The organism is Streptomyces sp. NPDC054770 (assembly GCF_053611985.1).
Genome location: NZ_JBSHBL010000012.1, coordinates 104435 through 119900 on the forward strand (window position 1 = coordinate 104435; position 15466 = coordinate 119900).

A 15466-nucleotide genomic window follows, 5' to 3' on the forward strand; every position below is an offset into this window, starting at 1 on the left:
GCGGCGCACGGTCCCGGGCGGTGCCGGGAGGGACGTCCGGCACCGCCCGCTGCATTTCCCGGGCCCGCCGCCTCAGAAGTCCCAGACGTCCCAGGCGTCCCAGGCGCCTCAGAACAGCGGGACGTGGGTGAAGCGGGACGCGATGTGGAGGTCGTCCTGGACCTGGTCCGCCGTGGCGTGCAGGGCGGGCAGCACCTCGCTGACGCACTCCGCCAGGGTGCGGCGGGCCGCGTGGGTGGCCACGTTCAGGGCGGCGACCGGGCGGCCCGTCCGGTCCCGTACCGGTACCGCGATCGACCGCAGGCCCGACTCCAGCTCCTCGTCCGCCAGGGCGTATCCGCCCGGTTCGGCGAGGCCCAGCAGGGCCCGGCCGAGCGCGGTACGGCTCGCCGGCAGCCGGGTGCCCACCGTGATGTCCACCGTCAGGACCCGGCTCGCGGCCGCCACCGCGACGTACTGGATCTCCGCCGGATCGGTCCCCGGGACCAGAACCGCCAACGCCGTCGGCTCGTCGAGCCGGTCCGCGAGGGCGCGCAGCCGGGGTTCCGCCAGGCGGGCGAGAGTGGTGCGGGACAGCGGCGGGTAGCCGAGGGACAGCACCCGCGGGGTGAGGGCGAAGTCGCGGCCGGCCGCGGTCACCAGGCCCAGGTGCTCGTACGTGATCAGGGCCCGCCGGGCCGTCGCCCGGGCCAGACCCGTCGCCTTCGCCACATCCGTCAGGGTCAGCGCCGAGCGGCCCGCGCCGAAGGCCGTCAGGACGGTGAGGCCCCGGGCCAGCGACTCCACGAAGTCGCGGCCGAGTTCGTGCTTCGAGGCCGTGGTCCACACGGCGAGGCCGGACGGGGGCGGCCCCGGCTGCGCGGGCCGGGCCGCGTCCTCGCGCAGCTCCGCCTCCATCGCCGTCACCGCCGTACGCAGCCGGGGCAGCAGGGTCTCGCGCAGGTCCGCCGCCGTGTGGCGGCTGGTGTGGCTGACGACGCTCGCCACGCACGCGACCCGGCCGGTGCCGGGCTCGCGGACCGGGACGGACACCGCGACCAGGCCCGGTTCGACCAGCTGGTCGTCCAGGGCCCAGCCGGTGCGCCGGGTCTGCTCGGCCCGTGCCTCGAAGTCGTCGGCGGCGGCCGGGTTCCGGGGCGGTACGGCCGGGAAGCCCGCGTCGGTCGGGTCCGCCGCGCGCCGCGCCCGCCAGGCCGCCCACTCCCGCTGCGTCCACTCGGCCGCGAACAGCGGGCCGGGGGCGGTGCGTTCGGCCGGCAGCAGGTCGCCGATGCGGAAGCTGACGGACATCGCGCGGCGCCGGGTCGCCTGGTGGATGAACCGGATGCCGTCCCGGTCGGCCACCGCGAGGGAGACGGACTCGTCGAGTTCGTCGGCGAGCGCGTCGGCGTGCCCGTCCAGCAACGCGGGCAGGCGCAGGGCGGCCAGATAGGCGTTGCCCAGCTCCAGCACCCGGGGGGCGAGCACCGCCTCCCGGCCGTCCGGGCGGACGTAGCCCATGCGGGAGAGGGTCGCGGTGATCCGGTCCACCGTGGAACGGGCGAGGCCGGTACGCCGTTCCAGCGCGCTCGCGCTCAGCGTCCCGCCCGCCTCGGTCAGCGCCTCCAGCACCGCCACGCCCCGGATCAACGGCGTCACCGCCTCGGCGGGCGGCTGGTGCGCCGCGGGGGAGGAGGACAAGGGGGCGGTCATCGGCTCTCCGGCTCCGGTACGACGGTTTCCGCGATCACCGTGACCTTCGTGCCGGCGATCCGGCGGTCCGGCGATCTCCGACACGGCTGCTGGACGACCTCCGTCACGGCGATCAGCGCACGCCTACCGTAAACCGTGTCCCCCCTGACCGGCGCCGGGTCCGCCAACCCACCCCCACCACCACCGGCCTGTCCCCGACCCTCACCCCTCACCGCGCCCGCTACCCCCGCGTCACCCGCACCCGGTAGTTCCCCTCCCCGTCCACCCCCTCCACCCGCACCTCGATCCCGTGCGCCGGGTCCTTGAAGCTCTCGCCCGGGCCGAACGGGGCGTCGGAGAGTTCGGCCTGGACGTTGGGGCTGCGGGTGCAGCCGCCGGTGTCGCGGTGGGCGTCGTACACCTTGATCGGGCCGCGGCCGGTGTCGACGTTCGCGTCGACCTTGTAGATGAGGACGCCGGGGCGGCAGACCTCCTCGTCGTTGCCGCCCTTGGTGCGCACCTCCAGGGCGTAGCCGGTGCGGGCGTCGACGGGGACGAAGACGAGTTTGCGTCCGCCGGCCCGGGAGAGCGGGGTCAGCGGGTACTCGGCGGTGCCCCGGGCCGACGCGCAGCTGACCTGGTCGGCGTCCAGCCAGCCCAGCTTCCACTTGTGCCAGGCGAGGAGGTCGTTGTCGGCGCCCCAGTCCTCGCTCATGATGTCCCAGTGCCCGACCGCGCCCCCGCCCTCCTGGGTGTAGAGGTCGGGCAGGCCGAAGACATGGCCGTTCTCGTGGGGGAGGACCCGGTAGCCGGTGCGGTCGTAGGAGCCGGAGCCGTCGTCCTGGCGGGAGTAGACGAAGGAGGCGTTGGCGACCGGCGTGCCGTCGGCGACCGGGGCGTCGCCGTTGCCGGCGAAGGTCACCGACAGCACGGTGTCCAGGGCGGAGGGGCCTGCATTCGGGGTGACCAGCACGTTCAGGAGGTCGTACGACCGGAAGTCCACGTCCGGGTCGGCGGCGGCCACGATGTCCTGGACCAGCTGCCGGTAGCCGGGGTCGAAGGGCGCGCCGCGCTCTATGCCGTACGCGCTGAACGGCTTCGGCATCCGCAGCCAGTGGTCGATCGGGGCCACGGGCCGGTAGTCGAGCTTGCCGTAGGAGGCGGTGCGGAACCAGTCCTGGGTCTGCGGGAAGAACTCCCGGTAGCGGTCGAGCGCGTTGCCCTGGCCGGGCGCGTCGGGGAAGTCGACCATCAGGGTCAGGGCGTGCACGGTGCCGGTGGAGCGGGAGTAGCCGCCCGGGGTGGGGATGCCCTCGGTCATCTGGATGTCGTGGCCGCCGCTGATCATGCAGGGGCCGTAGACGGAGGAGCGGGCCAGCGCGATCGGTCCGGCGCCGGCCGGCGAGGGGGCCGCCGTGAGGTGCCCGGTGCTCGCCGAGGTACCGACCGCGAGGATCAGCGCGGCGACGGCGGCGAGGCAGACCGCACGGCGGGAGCGTATGCGGCGGCCCGGCCCTGTCCCGCGGGCCGGTGCCGATCGAAGGGCCGGTGCCGCGCGAGGGGTCGGTGCCGAGCGACGGATCGACGGCGTGCGACGGCGTGGCGAGGTGCGGCGGTGCGTGAGACTCGTGGCGATTCCGGTGATACCGGTGATACCGGCGATACGAAGGCGAGCGGATATCCGGCGGCTGGGCTGCGGCTGCATGCATGGACCTCTCGCTCCACGGCAGCCGCCGGTCTCCGACTGCACCCTTTCGATCACCCTGTGTCGAGGGGGCGGCGGGCGCGCGCTGGAGAGGCCGAACGTGGGATTCACCGAGGGCAGGGGAGTGTGACTCAGGTCACGTGAGATTGGGAGAAGGTGTGGAAATAACCGGGGACCGCCTCCCCGTTTAGACCTGTGTCCGCGCGAACCGGGGAACGCCTCCCCGGATCGCGGAAACCAGGAGACCAGGAGTACGCCGTGCAGACCGCGACTGCCGTCCCCGCCGTGCGCAAGGCACCCCGGCCCCGCGCCGACGCCCTGCGCAACCGGGAGCGGATCGTCAGCGCCGCCCGCGAGATGTTCACCGAGTACGGCCCCGACGTGCCGCTCGACGACATCGCCCGCCGGGCCGGCGTCGGCAACGCCACGGTGTACCGCAATTTCCCCGACCGTGACGCGCTCGTCCGTGAGGTCGTCTGCTCCGTGATGGACCGGACGTCGGAAGCGGCCGAACTGGCGCTCGCGGAGAGCGGGGACGCCTTCGAGGCGCTGGAGCGCTTCGTGCACACGTCCGCCGACGAGCGGGTCAGCGCGCTGTGCCCGATGGTCGCCAGCACCTTCGACAAGAACCACCCCGACCTGGAAGCGGCGCGGCAGCGGTGCGAGGAGCTCATCGGGCAGCTCATGGACCGCGCCAAGGCAGCCGGACAGCTCCGTCCGGACGTGGGCGTCGGCGATGTGATGATCGCCGCGGCCCAGCTCAGCCGGCCCCCGGCCGGCACCGACTGCCTGGTCAACGACCGCTTCGTCCACCGCCATCTGCAACTGTTCCTGGACGGGCTGCGGGCACCGGCCCGCTCCGCCCTGCCCGGCACGGCCGTGACCATGGAGGACCTGCGCCAGGCCTGACCCAGCCGAACCAGTCGACACAACCGAACCAGTCGAACCAGTCGAACCAGTCGAACCAGCCGACACAGTCGACCCAGCCACTCAGCCGCGAATCGCCGATCAGTTCGGGGCCGTCCGCCGGTCTCTTACTGCACGCATCACTTTTTCCGTCACGAAGTAACGAAGTGGGTACCCCCATGTCAGAAACAGCCGCCAAGGCTCCCGGCGCACCGGCATCGTCCGGTGATGCCAACCGCTGGAAAGCGCTCGTCTTCATCGCGCTCGCCCAGCTGATGGTCGTCCTCGACGCCACCATCGTGAACATCGCGCTGCCCTCCGCCCAGGCCGACCTGGGCATCTCCGACGGCAACCGGCAGTGGGTCGTCACCGCCTACGCCCTCGCCTTCGGCGGTCTCCTCCTCTTCGGCGGCCGGATCGCCGACCTGTGGGGCCGCAAGCGGGCCTTCGTCATAGGCCTGACCGGCTTCGCCGCCGCCTCCGCGCTCGGCGGTGCGGCGACCAGCGGCGCGATGATGTTCGGCGCCCGTGCCCTCCAGGGCGTCTTCGGCGCCATGCTCGCCCCGGCCGCGCTCTCCCTGCTCGCCGTGATGTTCACGGACGCCAAGGAGCGTGCCAAGGCGTTCGGCATCTACGGCGCGATCGCCGGTGGCGGCGGCGCCGTCGGCTTCATCCTCGGCGGTGTGCTCACCGAGTACCTGGACTGGCGCTGGACGTTCTTCGTGAACATCCCGTTCGCCGTCGTCGCCGCGCTCGGCGCGTACTTCGTCATCCGCGAGCCGGAGGGCGGCCGCAACCGCAACCCGCTCGACATCCCGGGCGTGCTCCTGTCCACCCTCGGCCTGGTCTCCCTGGTGTACGGCTTCACCCGCGCCGAGTCCGACGGCTGGGGCGACGCCACCACCGTCGGCCTGTTCGTGGCCTCCGCGGTGCTGCTGATCGCGTTCGTCGTCACCGAGATGCGGATCAAGGCCCCGCTGCTGCCGCTGCGCGTGGTCCTCGACCGCAACCGCGGCGGTATCTACCTCTCCCTCGGCATCGCGGTCATCGCGATGTTCGGCACGTTCCTCTTCCTGACCTACTACCTCCAGGTCATCAAGGGCTTCTCGCCGATCAAGACCGGCTTCGCCTTCCTGCCGATGATCGCGGGCATGATGGTCGGCTCGACCCAGATCGGCGCCCGGCTGATGACCCGGGTCCCGGCCCGGACCCTGATGGGCCCCGGCTTCCTGGTCGCCGCGACCGGCATGCTGGTCATGACCCAGATCGAGATCGGCTCGTCGTACGCCTCGACGATCCTGCCCGCGATGCTGCTGCTCGGTCTCGGCATGGGTACGGCGTTCATGCCGGCCATGTCCCTGGCCACGCTCGGCGTCGAGCCCCGGGACGCCGGTGTCGCCTCCGCGATGGTCAACACCTCGCAGCAGGTGGGCGGCGCCATCGGTACGGCCCTGCTGAACACGATCGCCGCGTCCGCGACGACGTCGTACATCAAGGACCACATCGCGACCGCGACCTCGAAGTCGCAGCAGCAGCTGGTCCAGATGGAGGGCGCGGTGCACGGCTACGCCAACGCGATCTGGGTCGCCGTCGGCATGCTGGTGCTGGCCGCGGTGATCGTGGTGAGCTTCGTCAACGCCGGCAAGCCGGACACCACGACGGTGGCCTCCGGGGACGGCGCGGAGGACGAGGTGGCGGTCCCGGTGGTCGCCCACTGAGCCTCAGAGCGACCACTGTGACCGGCCGCTGACCGGCCGCCGGTCACCGACCGACCGGGTACCCGCACGCGGACCTGTTCCTGTGCTCCTCAGCGGAGCCAGGGCAGGTCCGCGCCCGCTTCGTTGGGCTGCAGGCCCTCGGCGACGATCTGCATGATCTCGCCGAGGGCCTGCTGCTGTTCCGGGCTCAGCCGCTCGAACAGCGCCTGCCGTACGGCGGTCACATGACCCGGTGCGGTGCGCCGCAGCACCTCGGCGCCCTCTTCGGTCAGGACGGCGAACTGGCCCCGCTTGTCGGAGGGGCAGTCCTCCCGCCGTACCCAGCCGTTCTTCTCCAGGCGGGCGATGGCGTGCGAGAGCCGGGACCGGGTGATCTTCGACTGCATGGCCAGCTCGGTCATCCGCAGCCGCCGCCCGGGTGCCTCGGCGAGCCCGACGAGCAGGCCGTAGTAGATGTGCGGCATCCCCGCGTCCCGCTGGAGCTGACGGTCCAGATGGTCCTCCAGCAGGGTCGTGGCGTTCAGGTACGAGCGCCAGACGCGCTGTTCGTGGTCGGTGAGCCAACGGTTCTGCGCGGTGGCGGATTCGGATGCCGGGTTCATGGGACCCACTGTACGAGGCTTCTCCTTGAAGATTAAACAAGTGGGGCGTAAGGTGTACGCAGAAAGCTTGAGAGTTAAAACACTGGAGCCGTGGGGGCCGGGAGGGCCCGGCACCCGGAGGGAGTCGACGCGATGTCCGCCGCCGTACCGGAGCGCATGCCCGCCCTCTACCTGAGCCACGGCGCACCGCCGCTCGCCGACGACCCCGTCTGGCCCGGCGAACTCGCGGCCTGGAGTGCGGGCCTTCCTCGCCCCAAGGCGATCCTGATGGTCTCCGCCCACTGGGAGGAGGCCCCGCTCGCCCTCGGTGCCGTACAGACCGTCCCCCTCGTCTACGACTTCTGGGGCTTCCCCGAGCACTACTACCAGGTGCGGTACGCGGCCCCGGGCGCGCCCGAGCTGGCCGAGTCCGTGCGCAAGCTGCTGCACGCGCCCGGCACCCCGGTGCAGGACATCCCGGACCGCGGTCTCGACCACGGCGCCTACGTGCCCCTGGTGGAGATGTTCCCGGCCGCGGACATCCCTGTCCTGCAGATCTCCATGCCCACCCTCGACCCGGTCCGCCTGATGGAGATCGGCCGCCGGCTCGCCCCGCTGCGCGACGAGGGCGTGCTGATCGTCGGCTCCGGCTTCTTCACCCACAACCTGGCCGCCCTGCGCCACACCGGCGGCGGGGTGCCCTCCTGGTCCTCCGAGTTCGACGACTGGGGGCACCGGGCGCTGGAGAACCGCGACTGGGACGCCCTGCTCGACTTCCTCGACAAGGCCCCGGCCGGCCGCTACGCCCACCCGCGCACCGAGCACTTCGCACCGCTCTTCGTCACCATGGGCGCGGCCGAGGCGGCCGGCGAACTGGACGCGCAGCACTCGGTGATCGACGGGTTCTGGATGGGGATGGCGAAGCGGTCGGTGCAGTTCGGCTGAGCCGGTCCGGTCAGAGGTCCTTCTCGTACCAGGCCACGTCCCAGTAGCGGCCGAACTTGCGGCCCACCTCGCGGTACGTGCCGACGTACCGGAAGCCGAAGCGCTCGTGCAGCCGGGTGGACGCCTCGTTCGGCTGCGCGATGCCCGCGTAGGCGCGGTGCAGGTCCTCGCCCGCGAGCGCCTCGAAGAGCGCCTTGTAGAGAAGCGTGCCGACCCCGCGCCGGCCGGCGTCCGGGGCGACGTACACCGTCACCTCCACCGACGTCTGGTAGGCCGGTTTCGCGCGGTAGGGGCTGGATGTGGCGTACCCGAGAATCTCCTGTGAGTCCGCCGCCATGGCAACCATCAGGCGGTACGGGCCGTCTTCCGGGTGGGAGAGCAGCCACGGACGACGCTCTTCCGGTGCGAAGACCACCGTGTCGAATGTGATGGACGTCTCACGAACGTAGTGGTTGTAGATCTCCGTGAGGGCTTCGAGGTCTCCCTCGACTCCCGGCCTGACCTGCACCTCTGTACGTTCCGACGACACCGTGCCTCCTCACGTGGTTGCGCAGGATACTGCATGATCAGAAAATCCGGGGGGCAGCATGGGAATTCTGTCCGGATTCCAGTCGTTGTTTCCTTCGGATGCCGGGCACTGGACGAGAGTCCCAGGAGTTCCAGGAGTGGAGTTCCCGAGCACTGCCGGCCTGGTGCCGAGCATCCACCGAAGGACCGAGAAGAACCGGACAGGACCACCCCGCCCGCCCACCATCGCAAGGGAGCACGCATGGCAACCCGTGCCGTCGCCCGTCGTCAGTCCGCCGCCTCCGGCGAGACGGCCGACTCGGCAAGCAGTGTTCGCGCCCATGGCGTTCGCGGCCATGGCGGCGAGATCGCCGACCGCGATCTGGTCGGCATGTACCTCGACGAGATCGCGCGCACACCGCTCCTCGACGCCGCCAAGGAAGTCGAGCTGTCCCAGACCATAGAGGCGGGTGTGTTCGCGCAGCAGGTCCTCGACGGCGAGGAGGAGTCAGCGTCGGACGCCACCCGTGAGGAGCTGGAGGCGCTCGTCGCCGCCGGTGAGCGGGCGAAGGACGTCTTCATCCGCTCCAACCTCCGCCTGGTCGTGGCCGTCGCCCGGCGCTACCCGAGGAGCGGGCTGCCCCTCCTCGACCTGATCCAGGAGGGCAACGCCGGCCTGGTGCGCGCCGTCGAGAAGTTCGACTACCGCAAGGGCTTCAAGTTCTCGACGTACGCCACCTGGTGGATCCGCCAGGCGATCACCCGCTCCATAGCCGACCAGTCCCGGACCATCCGGCTCCCCGTCCACCTGGTGGAGGAGCTCGGCCGGATCCGCCGCGTGCAGCGGGAGTTCAACCGGGAGAACGGCCGCGAGCCGGAGCCCGCGGAGATCGCCGCCGAGCTCGGCTCCACGCCGGAGCGCGTCATCGACGTCCTGGACTGGGCCCGTGACCCGGTCTCGCTGAACATGGCGGTGGACGACGAGGGCGAGACCCAGTTCGGCGACCTGCTGGAGGACACCTCCGCGGTGAGCCCCGAGCAGTCCGTCCTGACCCTGCTGCGCAGCGAGGAACTGGACGACCTGATCGGCCGCCTGGACCAGCGCACCGCCTCCATCATCAAGATGCGGTACGGCATCGAGGACGGCCGCGAGCGCACGCTGACCGAGGTCGGCAAGGAACACGGCCTGACCCGCGAGCGCATCCGCCAGATCGAGAAGCACGCGCTGCTGGAGCTGAAGAAGCTGGCCCGCTCCACGGGGTTCGAGCCGGCGGCGTAAGGCACGAGAAGGCACGACGAGAAGGCGCGAGAAGGCGCGACAAGGGCACGAGTGGGGCTCGCGTGACGGGCGCGCGCGGGACTCCACTCACGCCGGACGCGTGCGCCGGGTGGCGAAAGGCGGCGCAAACATGGCGCGGTACCGCCGCTTCAAGGTTCCGGGTGTAGGGAACAACTATCCCGGGCCGGGGAGTTGACGCCCACAGGGACGCTGCCGCCACCCGACCCCCACCCCGCACGACCGTCCCGCACGGCCACTCTGACGCCCCGTCGACAAGCCACGTCCCGACGCACCATCCCCCCGGCGCCGGGACTCTCCCAGAGCCGGGCTCCGGAGCCCATCCCCCCCCGGGCGCCGGAGCCCGGCTCCACACCCTCCACGTGGGCCGTGGCACGCTGAGACGGTGGTTCACCCCGTACCTGAACCACGGGGTGAACCACCGGATGGCAGATTCTGCCACAGAGGCATAGCCTGCCGAGGTGAGCACCCCCAGCACCACCGGCGACACCCCCGCGCAGGCCCCCGCCCCCCTCTCCCTCACGGAACGGCGCAAGGCGGAGACCCGCATGGAGATCGCCCGGGCGGCCGCGGGCCTCTTCGTACGGCAGGGTCTGCGGGCCACGCGCGCCGAGGACATCGCGCAGGCCGCGGGCATCGCCCCCCGCACGTTCTACCGCTACTTCGCCACGAAGGAAGAGGCGGTCGCCCCGCTCTACGCGGCAGGCGCGCAGCGCTGGACGGAGGCGGTGCGCTCGGCCCCCGCGGCCCTGTCCGTCCCCGAGGCCCTGGAACACGCAGTCCGCCACACCCTGACCCCCGGCGTGGGGGTCTCCGCCGCCTCCTGGGAATGGGTCCGCACCCTGATCCACCTGGCCGACACCAGCCCGGCGCTGCGCAAGGTCTGGGCGGAGGTGTGCCAGTCCTCGGACCGCCTCCTGACGTCGATCCTGGCGGAACGCATGTCCACCACCATCGACAACGTTGCCCCACCCGTCGGCCTCCGCTTCGCCGCGGCGGTGGCCGGTGCGGCGGTGAGAACGGCGGTCGAATCCTGGGCGTCGGGCACCGCAACGGGTCCGGAAGGCCCGGCGGCCCTGGCCCTCCAGAACCTGGCGGCGCTGGAGGGGTTCGCGTGGGAGGGCCCGAGCGCGTAACCGTTCGGCCGCGGGTGGGCGGGGCCGGCCGCGCAGTTCCCCGCGCCCCTTACGGGGCACGTCGTAGCTGCGGGCAGTCGTGCCGCTGGGGCGGCACGGGTGGGCGCAGCGGCACCCTGCCAGCGCCGGTAAGCGCCCCCACCCCCCCGGCCCCCACCCCCTCATGCACCCCCGGCCCGGCTCAACCGGCCCCCCAACTCCCGCACGCACGCCACCAGTTCCGCAGGCTCCCGCACCGCGAACTCACACCCCACCATCGCCAGCCGCACCGCCAGCCACTCCACCGGATCCCCGCTCTCCCCCCGCAGCACACACCGGCCGCCCTCTTCCGCCACCGGCGTCCCCAGCCACCCCGGCAGCCGGGCCCCCACCTCCTCCGCCGTCCCGGCGAACGCGACAGCGAACTCGTACGTCTCCTGCTGCCGTTGGATGGACCGCCGCAGGTACTCCGCCGCACTCCCCGTCGGCAGCTCCCGCGGAGCGAACCGTGCCCCGGTGGCGAAGGGCTCGCTCACCCGGTCGACCCGGAACGTCCGCCAGTCGTCGCGGTCGAGGTCGTACGCCACGAGGTACCACCGCCGCCCGGTCGACACCAGCCGGTACGGCTCGGCCTGCCGCCGCGTCTCACTCCCGTCCTTCGCCCGGTACGCGAACCGCAGCCGCTCCCGCCCCGCCACCGCCGACGCCATCACGGTCAGCGTCTCGGGCGCGATACTCGCCCCGTCCCCACTGGTCAGCGGCGTGGTCGCGGCCTGCAACGTGGTCACCCGGTGCCGCAGCCGGGCCGGCAGCACCTGCTCCAGCTTCGCCAGCGCCCGCACCGACGCCTCGTCCACGCCCGCCACCGCATGCCCCGCCCCGGCCCGCAGTCCGACCGCGATGGCGACGGCCTCCTCGTCGTCGAGCAGCAACGGCGGCATCGCCTTTCCGGCGACCAGCCGGTACCCCCCGTCGGCCCCCTTGCTGGCCTCGACGGGATACCCCAACTCCCGCAGCCGGTCGACGTCCCGCCGCACGGTACGCCGGGACACCCCGAGCCGATCCGCGAGCTCACCCCCGGGCCATTCACGGGGCGTCTGGAGAAGAGACAGCAGCTGAAGCAGTCGAGCCGGAGTGTCTGTCGTCATGCAGACGAGGATGCCGTAGGAATAGGACAGGATCTGGCCTAATCGGTTCCTAGAGTGACGTCATGACCTCCACCGACGTCGGCACCGACATCCCCAAGGGGCGCGGGGAACTGCGCGACCAGCCACACACGACCGCAACCCGGCACCCCACACCCGCCCCCACGACGCACCCCGAACCCCCGCAGGACCGAACCCGCTGGCTGGCCCTGGCCATCGTCATGACCGCGGCTTTCATGGACCTCGTCGACGTCACGATCGTCAACATCGCCATCCCGTCCATCCAGCGGAACGCAGGCGCCTCGTTCGGCCAGATCCAGTGGATAACCGCCGGCTACGCCCTGGCCTTCGCCGCCGGCCTGATCACCGGCGGCCGTCTCGGTGATATTCACGGCCGCAAACGACTGTTCCTGGTCGGCGTAGCCGGCTTCACCCTCGCCTCGGCCCTGTGCGGCTTCGCCGCAAACCCGGAGATGCTCGTCGCCTCCCGCATCCTGCAGGGCGGCATGGCCGCGATGATGGTCCCGCAGGTCCTGTCGATCGTGCACGCCACCTTCCCGGCGCACGAACGCGGCAAGGTCTTCGGCCTGTTCGGCGCCGTCGTCGGCCTGGGCGCGGTCTCCGGCCCGCTGCTCGGCGCGCTGCTCACCGAGTGGAACCTGCTCGGCCTCGAATGGCGCCCGATCTTCCTGATCAACCTCCCGGTCGGCATCGCCGCCCTCCTCCTCGGCCGCCGTTACATCAGCGAATCCAAGGCCCCGCACGCGCTGCGGCTCGACCTCGTCGGCGTCGCCCTGGTCACCCTCGGCCTGCTGATGCTGCTCTACCCGCTGACCCGCGGCCGCGAGCTGGGCTGGCCGTTGTGGGGGTACGTGTCGATGGCCGGCGCGCTCGCCGTCTTCGCCGTGCTCGTCGCATACGAACGCCGCAAGGCCGCCCGTGACGGCTCCCCCCTCGTCGAACTCTCCCTCTTCACGGTGAAGAGCTTCGCCGGCGGTATCGCCGTACAGACCGTCTTCGGTGTCGCGCTCGGCATCTTCTTCCTGGTCTGGACGCTGTACATGCAGGTCGGCCTCGGCTGGACCCCGCTGCACGCCGGCCTGACCGGAGTGCCGTTCTCGATCTCCGTCTCCGTCGCGGCCGGACTGTCCGTGCAGAAACTGGTCCCGCGCTTCGGCCGCAGGGTGCTCCAGACCGGCGCCCTGCTGATGGGCCTCGGCGTCCTGCTCTACATCTGGGAGTCGGACCGCTACGGCCTCGCCATCGCCTCCTGGCAGATGGCCCTGCCGCTGGTCGTGATGGGTGTCGGCATGGGCCTGATCGTCGCCCCGCTGACGGACGCGGTGCTGTCGGAGGTCCCGCGCGAGCACGCCGGTTCCGCCTCCGGCCTGATCAACACCGTGCAGCAGATGGGCAACGCGCTCGGCCTCGGCCTGGTCTCGGTGGTCTTCTACGGCGCCGTGGACGACCGCCTGACCTCGTCCGAGGTCGGCCCGGCCTTCGCGCACGCCTTCCAGCACGCCCTGCTCTGGGTGGCCGCGGTCATGGCCGTGATCTTCCTCCTGATGTTCGCCCTGCCGAAGCGCCCGGCGCAGCAGCTGGAGGCCGGCGGTGCGGAGGAGTCCCGCCCGGTGCCGGAGGAGGAGCCCGAGCTCGTCCACTGACGCCCGGCGAGGGGCCCGGCACCGGGAGGTGCCGGGCCCCTCCGCGTGCCCCGAACCGGTGCTCCGCATGCCCGAACGGACGCTCCGGGAGGGCCCGGGACCGCCCTGAACAGGCTGGAAGCCCGATTGTGTCCGTTTGAAGCCCGAACCTGTTTACTTTCCGGAAATCCAGGCGTAGCCTCCCAGCGAAACCACAAGTTCGGGCATGAGTCGGACACAGGCAGACACAGCCGGACGTATCTTGGAGCGGAGGCACAGGGGCATGTACGCACCGGAGCGGCAGCAGGAGATCCTCCGGCTCGCCCGTGACGGCGGCCGGGTGGACGTCGTGTCGCTGGCCGAGGAGTTCCAGGTCACGGCGGAGACGATCCGCCGCGACCTGAAGGCCCTCGACCGCGCCGGCCTGGTCCGCCGGGTGCACGGCGGTGCCATCCCGGCCGGACGCCTCGACTTCGAGCCGGACCTCGCCGAACGCGAGTCCACCTCGGCCGACGAGAAGGACCGCATCGCCAAGGCCGCCGTCTCCGAGCTGCCGACCGAGGGCACCCTGATCCTCGACGCCGGTTCCACGGTCGCCCGCCTCGCCGCGGCCATCCCGCTGGATGCGTCCCTCACCGTCGTCACGCACAGCCTCCCCATCGCGGCCCGCCTCGCCGACCACCCGGGCATCCAGCTCCACCTGGTCGGCGGGCGCGTACGGCACAACACCCGCGCCGCCGTGGACGCCTGGGCGCTGCGCGCGTACAGCGAGATCCGCGCCGACGTCCTCTTCGTCGCCGCCAACGGCTTCTCCACCGGCCAGGGCCTGACCACCCCCGACCTCGCCGAGGCCGCGGTCAAGCGGGCGGCCCTCGCCGCGGCCCGCCGGGTGGTCCTGCTCGCCGACTCCGCCAAGCACGGCCAGGAGCACTTCGCCCGCTTCGGCGGCCTGAGCGACGTGGACCTGCTGATCACCGACAGCGGGCTGAGCCCCGAGGACGCCGCCGCCATCGAGCGCGGCGGCACGGAAGTAGTACGAGCATGAACAACACGAGCGCCACGAGCGCCACGTTCGGTGCGGGTGTGATCCTCACCGTCACCCCCAACCCCTCCCTCGACCGGACCTACGAGGTCCCCGCCCTGGAGCGCGGCGAGGTCATCCGGGCCTCCGGCGAGCGCATGGACCCGGGTGGCAAGGGCGTCAACGTCTCGCGCGCCGTAGCAGCCGCCGGCCGCCGCACCGTGGCCGTCCTGCCCCTGGGCGGAGCGCCGGGCGCACTCGTCGCCGACCTGCTCGACGCCCAGGGCATCGAGGTCGCGCCGGTCCCGGTCGCCGGAGCCACCCGCTCCAACATCGCGCTCGCGGAGTCCGACGGAGTGCTCACCAAGATCAACGCGCCGGGCCCGGAACTCTCGGCGGAGGAGCAGGAACTGCTCCTGGAGACCGTGCGCGAGCAGTCCCGCGACGCCGACTGGATCGCCTGCTGCGGCAGCCTGCCGCGGGGGCTCGCACCCTCCTGGTACGCCGATGTCGTCGCCCGGGCACACGCCGGGGGAGCGCGCATCGCGCTGGACACCTCGGGGCGCGCGCTGCTCGAAGCCCTGCGCGAGCGGCCCGACGTGGTGAAGCCGAACGCCGAGGAGCTCGCGGAAGCCGTCGGGCGCCCCCTGGTGACGGTGGGCGACGCGCTGAAGGCGGCCGAGGAACTGCGCGACATGGGTGCCCGGGCCGTCCTGGCCAGCCTGGGCGCCGACGGCCAGCTGCTGGTGGAGGATGACGGCGCCTGGTTCGCGAGCGCCCGGGTGGACACCGTCCGCAGCAACGTCGGCGCCGGCGACTCCTCCCTCGCCGGTTTCCTCATCGCCGGCGGCAGCGGCCCGAAGGCCCTCGCCTCCGCCGTCGCCCACGGCGCCGCCGCCGTCCAGCTGCCCGGCAGCGTGATGCCCACCCCGGCCGACCTGGACCCGACGGCGGTCACCGTCACCGACCGCGTCCCCGTCGACCGCGAACTGACGGAGCCGGTGTCATGAACGCTTGTACGACCGCTCACCGGGCCGCGCTCTTCCCCGGCGCCGCCCGCCGACAACCGGCCCAGGAGCGGCGAGGTGTCTCGTTACTCGCCGCGCCGACGGGCCGTCGGGGCACCCTGAGCCGCCCCGCCGTGTCCGGGAGGCGGGGCTTCCCCGGCCCCGCCTCCCACCCCGCACCCCACGGCACCCCCGTCCCCACCCT

Annotated in this window: 13 protein-coding genes; 8 read left to right on the forward strand and 5 right to left on the reverse strand. The window is 72.2% G+C overall.

Annotated elements, in window-relative coordinates; genetic code table 11:
- Positions 1-108 precede the first annotated feature (108 nt).
- Positions 109-1692, reverse strand: coding sequence for an IclR family transcriptional regulator domain-containing protein (locus ACWGKQ_RS13905; RefSeq protein ID WP_453292139.1), 1584 nt, complete (start codon positions 1690-1692; stop codon positions 109-111).
- Positions 1693-1912: 220 nt separating this feature from the next.
- Complete coding sequence (locus tag ACWGKQ_RS13910; protein ID WP_453292140.1) at positions 1913-3376, reverse strand: M6 family metalloprotease domain-containing protein; 1464 nt, start codon at positions 3374-3376, stop codon at positions 1913-1915.
- A gap of 258 nt (positions 3377-3634) precedes the next feature.
- Between ACWGKQ_RS13910 and ACWGKQ_RS13915 the strand changes: the two genes are divergently transcribed.
- Positions 3635-4285 carry a TetR/AcrR family transcriptional regulator gene (locus ACWGKQ_RS13915; protein WP_453292141.1) on the forward strand — a complete coding sequence of 217 codons (651 nt, stop codon included), beginning with the start codon at positions 3635-3637 and terminating at the stop codon, positions 4283-4285.
- 176 nt (positions 4286-4461) lie between these two features.
- Entirely contained in the window at positions 4462-6000 is a 1539-nt protein-coding gene (locus tag ACWGKQ_RS13920; RefSeq protein WP_453292142.1) for an MFS transporter, read from the forward strand.
- An 89-nt stretch (positions 6001-6089) separates the two neighbouring features.
- Here the strand turns inward: ACWGKQ_RS13920 and ACWGKQ_RS13925 are convergent, their stop codons facing one another.
- Positions 6090-6602, reverse strand: a complete 513-nt coding sequence (locus ACWGKQ_RS13925) for a MarR family winged helix-turn-helix transcriptional regulator (protein WP_453292143.1) — start codon at positions 6600-6602, stop codon at positions 6090-6092.
- Between the two features lie 132 nt (positions 6603-6734).
- Between ACWGKQ_RS13925 and ACWGKQ_RS13930 the strand changes: the two genes are divergently transcribed.
- A complete protein-coding gene (locus tag ACWGKQ_RS13930) occupies positions 6735-7526 on the forward strand; it encodes a dioxygenase family protein (protein WP_453292144.1) in 792 nt (263 codons plus the stop codon).
- Between the two features lie 10 nt (positions 7527-7536).
- Here ACWGKQ_RS13930 and ACWGKQ_RS13935 read toward each other — a convergent pair whose 3' ends face one another.
- A complete protein-coding gene (locus tag ACWGKQ_RS13935; RefSeq protein ID WP_453292145.1) occupies positions 7537-8055 on the reverse strand; it encodes an N-acetyltransferase family protein in 519 nt (172 codons plus the stop codon).
- Positions 8056-8295: 240 nt separating this feature from the next.
- On the opposite strand from ACWGKQ_RS13935, the gene ACWGKQ_RS13940 reads away from it, so the two are divergent.
- Positions 8296-9312: a sigma-70 family RNA polymerase sigma factor gene (locus ACWGKQ_RS13940; RefSeq protein ID WP_453292146.1), complete on the forward strand. Its 1017-nt coding sequence runs from the start codon at positions 8296-8298 to the stop codon at positions 9310-9312.
- A 566-nt stretch (positions 9313-9878) separates the two neighbouring features.
- Positions 9879-10466, forward strand: a complete 588-nt coding sequence (locus tag ACWGKQ_RS13945; protein ID WP_453292200.1) for a TetR/AcrR family transcriptional regulator — start codon at positions 9879-9881, stop codon at positions 10464-10466.
- A gap of 161 nt (positions 10467-10627) precedes the next feature.
- Here the strand turns inward: ACWGKQ_RS13945 and ACWGKQ_RS13950 are convergent, their stop codons facing one another.
- Complete coding sequence (locus ACWGKQ_RS13950; RefSeq protein ID WP_453292147.1) at positions 10628-11593, reverse strand: helix-turn-helix transcriptional regulator; 966 nt, start codon at positions 11591-11593, stop codon at positions 10628-10630.
- Positions 11594-11655: 62 nt separating this feature from the next.
- On the opposite strand from ACWGKQ_RS13950, the gene ACWGKQ_RS13955 reads away from it, so the two are divergent.
- From ACWGKQ_RS13955 to pfkB, 3 genes are all read left to right on the forward strand, one after another.
- The gene (locus tag ACWGKQ_RS13955) at positions 11656-13254 is read left to right on the forward strand and encodes an MFS transporter (RefSeq protein ID WP_453292148.1); all 1599 of its coding nucleotides are present in this window, start codon (positions 11656-11658) and stop codon (positions 13252-13254) included.
- 262 nt (positions 13255-13516) lie between these two features.
- A complete protein-coding gene (locus ACWGKQ_RS13960; protein WP_453292149.1) occupies positions 13517-14278 on the forward strand; it encodes a DeoR/GlpR family DNA-binding transcription regulator in 762 nt (253 codons plus the stop codon).
- 38 nt (positions 14279-14316) lie between these two features.
- Complete coding sequence (gene pfkB, locus ACWGKQ_RS13965) at positions 14317-15264, forward strand: 1-phosphofructokinase (protein WP_453292201.1); 948 nt, start codon at positions 14317-14319, stop codon at positions 15262-15264.
- The last annotated feature ends 202 nt before the right edge of the window (positions 15265-15466 follow it).